At 38.1% G+C, this 10,000-nt stretch carries 7 protein-coding genes and 1 pseudogene (1 of these 8 cut by a window edge); 3 read left to right on the top strand and 5 right to left on the bottom strand.

All coding sequences use genetic code 11. The annotated features are described in order from the left end of the window. The first annotated feature begins 11 nt into the window (after positions 1-11). Positions 12-1,142, top strand: a complete 1,131-nt coding sequence (locus tag FHG67_RS01605) for a hypothetical protein (RefSeq protein ID WP_004495326.1) — start codon at positions 12-14, stop codon at positions 1,140-1,142. Between the two features lie 974 nt (positions 1,143-2,116). Here the strand turns inward: FHG67_RS01605 and lenF are convergent. The 3 genes and pseudogenes from lenF to FHG67_RS01590 form a co-directional block, all read right to left on the bottom strand. After that, positions 2,117-2,929: pseudogene (gene lenF / locus FHG67_RS01600) on the bottom strand (endostatin-like outer membrane lipoprotein LenF); the annotation flags it as partial. Positions 2,930-3,503: 574 nt separating this feature from the next. Continuing rightward, a complete protein-coding gene (locus FHG67_RS01595) occupies positions 3,504-3,995 on the bottom strand; it encodes an Imm26 family immunity protein (protein WP_004501177.1) in 492 nt (163 codons plus the stop codon). A gap of 150 nt (positions 3,996-4,145) precedes the next feature. Then, entirely contained in the window at positions 4,146-5,918 is a 1,773-nt protein-coding gene (locus tag FHG67_RS01590; protein ID WP_004495340.1) for an apolipoprotein N-acyltransferase, read from the bottom strand. 189 nt (positions 5,919-6,107) lie between these two features. On the opposite strand from FHG67_RS01590, the gene murA reads away from it, so the two are divergent. Together murA and FHG67_RS01580 are read left to right on the top strand one after the other, a co-directional pair. Then, entirely contained in the window at positions 6,108-7,406 is a 1,299-nt protein-coding gene (gene murA / locus FHG67_RS01585; protein ID WP_004495338.1) for a UDP-N-acetylglucosamine 1-carboxyvinyltransferase, read from the top strand. Continuing rightward, positions 7,403-8,080, top strand: a complete 678-nt coding sequence (locus FHG67_RS01580) for a 4Fe-4S dicluster domain-containing protein (protein WP_061216777.1) — start codon at positions 7,403-7,405, stop codon at positions 8,078-8,080. The genes murA and FHG67_RS01580 overlap by 4 nt, the downstream gene beginning before the upstream one ends. A gap of 263 nt (positions 8,081-8,343) precedes the next feature. Here the strand turns inward: FHG67_RS01580 and FHG67_RS01575 are convergent, their stop codons facing one another. Further along, positions 8,344-9,075, bottom strand: a complete 732-nt coding sequence (locus tag FHG67_RS01575; protein WP_232426393.1) for an esterase/lipase family protein — start codon at positions 9,073-9,075, stop codon at positions 8,344-8,346. A gap of 529 nt (positions 9,076-9,604) precedes the next feature. Beyond that, a protein-coding gene (locus FHG67_RS01570; RefSeq protein ID WP_004498356.1) for a hypothetical protein crosses the window boundary here: on the bottom strand, positions 9,605-10,000 show its 3' portion. Its footprint extends 93 nt past the window's final position; only the last 396 of its 489 coding nucleotides appear in the window; the start codon falls outside the window, past its right edge — the gene reads right to left on this strand; its stop codon occupies positions 9,605-9,607.

The following is a 10,000-nucleotide window of genomic DNA, read 5'->3' as shown; positions in this document are numbered from 1 at the left end:
GGATTTTTGGAATGTTCCAATCAACTTATTCGGGAAAGAGTTCAAACCCGGTTCTGTCTTCTTCTAAATTCAGAGTTCTTTCGTTTTTGGTCCTTAGTTTCTTATGCGTTTTTCAAGGTATTCTCAAAGCCGAAGGCGCGACGCTTCTCAAAAGAACGGGACTCAAGGACTATTCTTTCCAACCCTATGCGCAAGAAGGTTATTTTCAGGCTTGGAACTATTCCTACCAAGACGGTAAAACTTTTATCTACGCGACTTTTTTGGTAAGTAACTTAGGCCCGGGAACAAAAAACTGCGGGGTCAGTTTAGTCATTCATACGTTAGGAGAAGGGACTCAATTCATCACGAAAGAATTCTCCTCAAAAGATTTAACCGCAGAAAAGGGTAAATTCGATCTCAAAATAGAAAACAATCGTATGTCCCTCAATTCTGAAGGAATCGAAATCCAACAAGAGATTGATAATATTAAATTATTCTTATCTTTTAAATCCGACTTGAAACAGGGGATTTCCCTTTCTGGAGGAAAACATACGGTCGAGGAACCGCATAAATTCGTTCAAGCCGATATTGCGTACTCGTTTCAATCCGCTTGGGGCTATTTGATCCAAGACGGAAAAAAAAGGGAACTTCTCGGAACCGGGGGATTGGAACATCTTCTCACAAACTACGAAGTATATAAATACAGCCGAAGATGGGAATTATTCCGGTCGATTAACGGAAAAGAATTTCGTTTTTATATTGGAGGTTTTTTAGGAAACGATTCCTTTCCTGGAGGCTATTTCAAAACAGCCGCACTTTTAAACTCAGAAGGGAAAACAATTTTTTTCGGAAAAGTCGGTAAGTTTGAAGTGTTAGAAACAGAAAAAGAACCTTTTTCGGGATACGATCTTCCTCTTCGGGAAAAAATTTATTTTGAAGACGGTTGTTCCGCCGAACTCGTTCGTAAGCAATCGGTAGGCAGCATTAATGTTCTTTCCAATATTTCTTCCGTACTTCGATTTTTTATTCGTTTATTTTTTGCAAAACCGTACCAGATCTATTCATTAGCGGATTTAAATCTTCAATGTCCTGGTAAAAATTTGCCGCCCGGTTCGTTTGAAACCTTTAACGGAATCCTTTCGTATTACCTGATCAATCCTTAAAGTTGGTTTAAGAACCAAGAGTTTAGACAAAATGGCGCCCCTTCTGGGCTTGAAAACCGCGGGTTAGAGTCCGTCCCAAAACCATTCGATCTTATTAGAATCTTCGCGGATCGCTGCAATTGTTCCTACGGTTTGGAACAGGCTCGTAGTTCTTTTTTAATTTGATGAGAGTCGTCAAAACTTGGATTTGTATGTAGAAATTTAGCTCTTACCACCCCGACACAGGTATCCCGATGAAATGTAATTTGTGAAAACTTTTACAACACTCAAACTTTCCGCAAAATGTGAGTAACAATCAAACGGCACTTCTAAATCGATTACCCATGAAAATAATACTATGAGTTTGTCCAACAAGTTAGAACTACTCAAAAAAAGTCATAAATTCCAAAATAGAAACAATCCGTAAAACCCCTACATTCTCTCAAAAATCCTTTAATTCTCAGTACCGTAAGAGCTTGCACTTGAAGATAAGAATCTTTTCTATTCATTTCTACATAATAGAGTGTCCAAAATTTTACGTCTAAACGCGGGATTTATGCTCAAATAACGGTACTCTATTTGATAAGATCGGCAGTAAAAAAAACGATTTCTGTGGCAACTATCACAATTGACTAGTATTCGGGCGCATGAATAGAATACTGTGATAAACTTATTTCGAAAATTAGAATGTTGGAATCTTCCTCTAAAAAGTCGGAAATCCCGATTTGACTTAATTTTTGAGAACCGCCGTACTTTGCAAAATCGACCGCTTATTTTCGAGCATCATTTTCATGAGTTCGAGCAGTAATGAAATTCTCAAATCAGAATTTAAACTCATCTTAAAAACAGAATATTCAAAAAAATTAATCATATAGAGTAAATAAAATAGCGGGGTCATTTCTTATCCCGCCATCTAAATTACTTTTCGAAATCGGATTGTACTATATTTCTAAAAAATAGAATATTCTGAAACCATCATTCGATCTTATTTATCACTGCTCCACGCAGACCAGACCGAATTTATACGGACCATAGCCCGAGCCGACGGTGGCACAACTTGCGGTAAAACTTCTTCTCGCCGAAATGTTCGCCGCAAGAATGTCCGAGTCCGTACGAGTCGAGCTCCCAAACGATCCATAACGAGCAGAAGTAGAACTATTCCAGGAATCACAAGCAACCGGTAATCCTCCGGATTTCCAAGTTGTCCAATCCGAATTTAAGCCGGTCCACTGACCGGACTCTTGCTGAAGTGTAAACGGATTTTCCAGTGTTGCACCGCTTGCAAAATCAAACATACCGGAACTATTCGTGGTCATTACAATCGCGCCGTCCTCAGCTCTTTGATATTTTTGATTCGGTTGGAACACCCAGTCTACTTGTCCAATTGTAGAGCTGGAATTTACAGTAGTCGCCACTCTATTGACTCCGTCCGTTAGCATTGCTTTGTATATTCCGGTACGAGGAATGTTTGAAGGAATATTGCTCTGACAAAACGCATCCGCTCCAGAAATTCCTCCAAAGTTTCCATTGTGAACAACACCAAAAGACGATGTTGTAAAAATATACGGAGTGGAGCCAGGTGGAAAAGCTGACTGTAGATTTTGTACACTCTGGAGCTGATTCCCATTTACAATTCGATCTGTTGCCGTACGATTTTTAGTACAATCCAATCCGGCACATCTCTGTTCGTTAGAGACAAGCGAAAGTAATCCGCTTAAAACCGTATTATCATCAGATGACTTATTCAAACACGCGACAAATACCAGCGTGAAAGCTGATAAGATCGTAAATTTATATTTAATCTTCATAATCTTTGATTTACTCCTAAAATTACGAGAAATTCTAAATCTAATCCGTTGACACGATTGACCTAAAAAACACAAAAGATTCATTTTTCTCGCATACGCGATAACCTAACAAGCGTAAGTTCATTTTTTTCACAAATAAAACAAATAAAAATATTTTGTAAGTTTAAATTTCGGTTAGTGCGAATTTAAAACGAGAATTTCGTTCCCTAAAGATTAATTTTTCCGTAAAAAATAAAATCGGAATACAACAACTTCGCATTCTTAGTCTTTAAAAATTAGAATCTTAGGCATAAAGGTTTATTCCTATATAGGAACTTTTATATTAACGTGAATTCGGCGTAAGAAAAATGAGAAAGAATTTTCTAAAAGTAGGAGTTCCCTACTTTTAGAATTTGTTCGTAAAATCGCGATTTGTTGTAGTTCCCACATTTTAGAAATAAATTTACAAAGTTCAAATTCCAACTTCCTACAGAAGAATAAATCATGGATTTCTTGAGTCTTGCACCAAACTCGCGTTATTTTATTACAAAATATCAATACTTTATTATATAACCTTTAATAGCGTGAAAAATTTTTAAATCTTCTTTGATACCGATAATTCTTCCGCCAAAATACGGATCACATCATAACCCCAAGTAGAAAAAATCGGATAAAAATCCGATTCATCTTTTGTCAAAAACCGGATTTCTTTATATCCTTTCATCAATTTGGAACTTCCTAACTGATAACCATCTTGTGACCTAAAAAGATCAGGCTCTATATAATCTAAATATAAATTTCTATATCCTAATATTTTTTTATCTAACGCAGTTTCATGAATAGTCTTAATATGTATTTGGCCTTGTTTTATAGTTTGTTTTCCGGCCAAGTCGTTTTCTTTTGGAACCACTTCCCCAATCCAATCCATCAAACCTGCCAAAAACATCTTCGTTTCAAAAGTATGAACTTCGATGACTCTTCCACAGGCAAACTTCCCGTTGTACAACGGAATTGCCCAAAATTGACCTGGGATCAAAGACCGATTGGACTTTGGAACAAACGGGTATTTAACCGAAATGGGTTTCATTTAACATTTAGTCGTTTATAGTATAAAATATTCGCTCTTTTTTAGATTCAAATTCCCTTTCAAACCTTAAAGAACGAACCTCCAGATTTATGTTCATTTAAACAAAATATGAACAGATTTAAATCCATTTTTCCTAAAAGAATTTTTCAATTAGGAGGACTTCACTTTTCGAATTCCGATCAAAAGATTCAGATAATAAAGCCCGGTTAAAACAAGCATTAACCAAGGAATTAGATTCCCGTACTGGGTATAAAACGTAGGCGGAGAATCGATTACTTCGATCGTCTCGGAAATGGTTTCCGCAGTCATCAAACCCGTTTTCTTTCCACCGACCAATCTACCTAAATGGTCTATGTTTGCGGAAATTCCCGAATTTGTAGAACGCACCATCCATCTTCGAAGTTCAATCGAACGCAATCTTCCAAGTTCCATGTGTTGATCACTTTCGGTCGTTGTTCCATACCATTTATCGTTTGTAAGATTTACGATAAATTCAGGATTACCCGAGTTTCTAAATTCTCTTACAAACTCGGGAAGAATCACTTCGTAACAAATCAAAGGAAGAAATTTGCCAGATTCCTGAACTTCCACTTTCGCCGGCTCATAATAAGAACGAACCGCCTCGTGACTTAGATTCTCCGTATCATGCCAGCCCAAATGCAATCCCTTAGGAGACTTTTCTTTATCAGCGGGAGTATAATATCGAATCAGGTTATGAGTCGGCCCCGGTTCAAATCTTCCTGTTTGCTGACTGAGTTCATAGAGAAAATCAAAAGGCATATATTCTCCGAACATCAAAAGAAATTTCTTTTGATAGGAATCCCCACGATCTCCATTCGGATCGTATAATACGTTATTATTATAATATCTTAAATTACGCGCGCTTGGATTCCCCTTATATCCGGCATCGATTTCGTTAAAAAATACGTTGGCCTTGTATCGATTGGCAAGCAGAAACATCAAAGAATCGAAACGATGCCAATACAACCTGCGCGCAACCGTCGTAACCGCAGTATTGTGGGCCGAAAAAAACGGAACTCCCGCTTCGGGAAAAACGATAAGATCTGGTTTTTTTCCCATCTTAGCGACTCCGTCGTCGGTCAATTTTTCGATCCGAACCATAAGAGCTTCGATCGACTCTTTAACCTCCCTTCCGTCCCTGAAACTCAACGGAGCGTCCGGTTGAACGATCAACACATTTAAGGATTTAACGGGCTTTGTATTTTCCCATTTTTTATAAAGGACAAAGCCCGAAACGATAAAGCTAAAAAGTAAAAGAACTGGTAACGATACGAAACGAAGATATTGTTTTCTTTTTTCCTTAGAATGAAGAATTTCTTTCCAATGCCAAGGATTGGATTGAAAGAGAGTGTAAGAAACAACAAACACCAAGAAACTGATTCCGTAAACTCCGGTGATCTCCACGTTTTGTGCAAGGATGATATTTCCGGCTGCAAGATTTCCCCAATACCAAGGAAACAACTGCGGTCCCACCAACTCGGACATAAGTCCGCAAAAACCCGCGACCCAAACGGAATGACGACCGATCTTCCCCGAAAGAAAAGAAAAACTCATCATAAAAATCGGAAACTTTAAACTAAACAAAGCCCCTGCAAACAGAAGAATAAGAACGGCAACCACATACGGAAAATTTCCGAACGTGATCGACATATGAACAATCCAATGAAAAGAGATTGTGTAAAAAACAATTCCGACGATGAGCCCTTGGTAAAATAATTTTTTATACTTTCCGTGATATTTCAAACTCAACCAGAAAAAACCGAAAGGCGCAATCCATACGAAATGAGTCAGAGAAACTGGAGCAAATGCCAAGAAAGAAAAAAAACCGGTCCAAAAATAACAGAATATGTTGAACCAGATTGTTTTCTGGAACTTCTGAAAGCGATTGTGTAAATTACCCATGAATAAAACGTTTATCTACTCTTTGGAATGGGAGTCAACAGAATTCATCGAGAACGGACACCGATTCAATCGAATGTAAACAATTTCAGAGAAGCGGGTTTAAAACTAACCGAAAACTGAAATGAAAACGATTTGAAAGTAGCGTTACAATTCGATTGCCAGAAAGACCGTATTCTACAACTTATCATTATGAGATCTTCGTATTTCAAGATCATTGGAAAAACCCCTCTTCATGGAACAGTAATTCCACAGGGAAATAAAAATGAAGCCTTACCATTACTCGGCGCAGTTTGTATGGTTTCGGGAACCGTTCGTATTAGCAACATCCCGGTTATCTCAGACGTACTTATGCTCATGGAAGTTCTTCGTCACTTAGGTATGGAAATCACCGAAAAAGAACCCGGAACTTATATTTTCAAACATGACGGTAATCTAAAGAATCAACTCCCCGAAGAGCTTTGTTCCCGCATTCGTGGCGCCGTCACCTTAGCGGGTCCGATTCTTGCAATTACGGGAAGAGTTTTCTTACCGAAGCCTGGGGGAGATAAAATAGGAAGAAGAAGATTAGACACTCATCTTCTCGCATTACAAGCGTTAGGTGCCAATATAGAAGTTTTTCCGGACGGTTACGAAATCAAGGCCGATCGATTGAAGGGAGCGGATATTCTAATGGACGAGGCTTCCGTAACGGGAACGGAAAACGCGGTAATGGCTGCAGTCCTTGCGGAAGGAATTACGATTCTTCGACACGCGGCGAGCGAACCTCATGTGCAAAGACTTTGTCATTTTTTAAATTCAGCAGGAGCAAAAATTTCCGGAATCGGTTCGAACATCCTTACAATCGAAGGAGTAACCTCTTTAAAACCTCCCGCAAAAGAACACAAGATCGGATCAGATTATCTCGAAGTCGGCTCGTTTATCAGTTTGGCCGCTGTCACGGGCGGAGAACTGATGATTCGAGATGTGGAACTCGAAGACATTCGTATGATTCGAATGGTTTATTCCCGGCTTGGAATAGAGGTGCGCCCACATGAAAATGGAATCCTGGTTCCTTCCGATCAGAAGATGGAAATCATTCCGGATTATCACGGAGCTACGCCGAAGATAGACGATTCTCCCTGGCCGGGCTTCCCCGCGGATATGACCTCGGTTGCTCTTGTAACTGCAACTCAATGCAAAGGAACGGTTTTGATTCACGAGAAAATGTTTGAGTCAAGACTCTTTTTCGTAGATAATATCATCGCAATGGGAGCCCAAATCATTCTCTGCGATCCTCATAGAGCCCTTGTTATCGGACATTCTAGATTGTATGGACAAAAAGTGGCCAGTCCCGACATACGCGCCGGGATGGCGATGATCATCGCCGCTCTTTGCGCGGAAGGAACGAGTTACATCCATAACATAGGTCAGATTGATCGAGGTTTTGAAAACATAGACACACGTTTAAGAGCCTTAGGCGCAAGAATCGAAAGAGTAAATGCAGATTGAATCGAAAAGATTTTTTTAAAAAAGGTTTTGCGAAGATATTCGACTTCGCTCAGGAAAATGCAGCAGATCTCGTTTCCGGTTTTCAAGAAATCGCTTCGAAAGAAACTCCCACTCGTCAACCCGCTCCTAAAAAAACAAAGTCAAAAAATATCAAAAAAAAAACAGAGTTTCTTCTTCCTCAACCAATCAAACCGAATAGAAAAAGAAAGATTGGAAACGTCCAAGCTCCCCCGGGCGCGTTATCCGAAACCGAATTTCTCGAAAAATGCACTGGTTGCGGAAATTGTATCTACGCTTGTCCCTACAGCGTTTTATTTCCGGTTTTCGACGAAACCACGGAAAAACATATTCCTCGAATGGACGTCAATCTCAACGCTTGTATGCTTTGTAAAGATTGGCCTTGCATCAACGCGTGTAAGGACGAAGCGTTGATCCCCTCCGCATCGAACCCTAAATTCGGTCAAGCAAAAAGATTTTTCGAGTTTTGTACCAACTCTAAAACCGGAGAACTCACTTGTTCCAATTGTAAGGACAGTTGTCCCGTGGAAGGAGTGGTTAACTTTAAAGGAAATAAACCTTCTTTCTCAAAAAACTGCACAGGTTGCGGTCAGTGTGTTAGCGCTTGTCCTACGTTTCCGAAAGCGATTCGAGTCGAACAAGGTAAAGCAAATTAATTAGAATTTCATAAATCTCTTTACTATCAATTTCTAATAAATTTCAGTTCGGAACAAAGACCAAAATTTTTCGTAAAAAAGTTAAACGCAGGAATTACTATAAGAAGTTCAATGATAAAAAAACTTAGAAGAGATGTGATTTTAAGGCTATATGCTGAAAGTGTGGGAATTCATACTCGCAGAAAGGTCTCTCTAATTTTTCATATCGAATTCACATTAATTAATTTGCGATAATGCGAAAATCATACCGAATTGACCGCTCTTTACTCGGATTTTAAAAACTTACCTGTCCGAATAAAATTTAAGGAGGCTTCTTGTACTTCCGTAGCATCCATTAGAAAAGTATGCGTTTTATTCACTAACAGAAAGTCCTTCATATTTGCCAACTTACTCTTATCAACCGAGACCCTACCGTCGTCATCGCCTGGTATGATCAGGGAAGAAATCGGATCTAACGTTGAGTTTCCCATGATCACGCCATATTCAAAATTCGGAAGTCCAAGAGAATTTACAAAGCTTATTTTATCGGTTCCTAGCTCTTTTAACATTGGACCTAGTAAATAGTTAACGAATGAGAATTGTGAAAGTAAATCCGCAACCTCGCTACCTCTATTAGGAGGGGCTAACATTACTACTCTTCCGAGATTTTTTAAATGGTGTTTTCCCAAAAAATATCTAACGATCACTCCACCGGCCGAATGAGTGACAAAATGAATTTTATCATAATTACCACAATTCAATCGGACGATCGGCAAAACATAAGTATCTGAAATTTTCACAATCTGATTTACCCGAGAAATGTAGTCAACATAATGAACTGAATAACCGTATTTTAAAAAATAATCCCCTATTTTCTTCAACTGAGACGATGATCTTAAAAATCCATGAATCAATACGACACATTCATTTGGTTTATAATTGCGTTCGGCATTGTTGTCCTTACTAAAAACGTTTATCGAGTAGAATAGTGTTACTGCGTAAAAAATGATTCTCATACAATAGAATGACTTTATTAAAATATAGTTCAAGATTCAATCCATCCTTTAAATCACTAAATCCCAAAACAATAAGATAACTTAGATTTTCAGGCAACCTCCGGTTTTTAGTTCAGGATTTTAGAAACTTCAATAGAGTTGTTGAAAAATTCAATAGTCGATATGAACAACCTTGAATCGCCATTTCAATGAAACAAAAATAAATGAGAATTAATTTTTCAAAAACTCTATTATATACTTACAAGTACAATCAGGTTTAACTTTCAATTTTTTGAATGAATTTTTATAAAACTTACCACTCGGACAAATAAAAATGGCATCAAAAATTAACGGGCAATTTTGCAAAAAGGCAGAAGTTTTCAAAAATTACGTCTAATTCGGAACTGTTGGCTTTTTGAAGAAGATTTCATATTCTAACTTTTGACAAACTTATCACAGTATTATTTTCATACGTTCGAATGCTAACATTTCCCATGGATCGCAAATTATCTTAATATAAGAAATTTCTAATTATTTGTTTTAAAAAATCTTAGTAACCTAAATTCTTCCGAACCTTTTCGGGAATATCTTCGAAATGTCTGTATTTATGTTTTTTACCGTCCGGAAAAATCACATAATAAACTCCGTTTAAAATTTCCATATAATACTTACCGGCTTTTTTTTCGCCGGTAGCGCGATGATCCATTTCTTTCACCATTCTTTGATAACGGGAGGGAAGAGTTCGCCAAGAACCGTAGACTTCGATTTCACCGCCCGTATTGACGGTATAAATTCCGTTCTCGTGCATAATCTTAATTCCGTTGTAATCGAACACTTCCAAAACATTTGTTTTAGAATTTTTATTTTCTCCGGGATCAGAAATTCGATCGGTAGAAGAATTCAAACCATCTTTAGGAAAAGAATATTTTACGATCGAATTATGAGC

The organism is Leptospira weilii, assembly GCF_006874765.1.
GTDB lineage: Bacteria > Spirochaetota > Leptospiria > Leptospirales > Leptospiraceae > Leptospira > Leptospira weilii.
The sequence above is the reverse complement of the archived record's forward strand: the minus strand, read 5'-3'. Positions and strand labels throughout refer to the sequence as shown.

What these genes read in the sequence shown, in the direction of transcription:
- FHG67_RS01605 (WP_004495326.1), top strand. Translation starts at nt 12, where the DNA reads ATGTTCCAATCAACTTATTCGGGAAAGAGTTCAAACCCGGTTCTGTCT.
- FHG67_RS01595 (WP_004501177.1), bottom strand. Translation starts at nt 3,995, where the DNA reads ATGAAACCCATTTCGGTTAAATACCCGTTTGTTCCAAAGTCCAATCGG.
- FHG67_RS01590 (WP_004495340.1), bottom strand. Translation starts at nt 5,918, where the DNA reads ATGGGTAATTTACACAATCGCTTTCAGAAGTTCCAGAAAACAATCTGG.
- murA (WP_004495338.1), top strand. Translation starts at nt 6,108, where the DNA reads ATGAGATCTTCGTATTTCAAGATCATTGGAAAAACCCCTCTTCATGGA.
- FHG67_RS01575 (WP_232426393.1), bottom strand. Translation starts at nt 9,075, where the DNA reads ATGAGAATCATTTTTTACGCAGTAACACTATTCTACTCGATAAACGTT.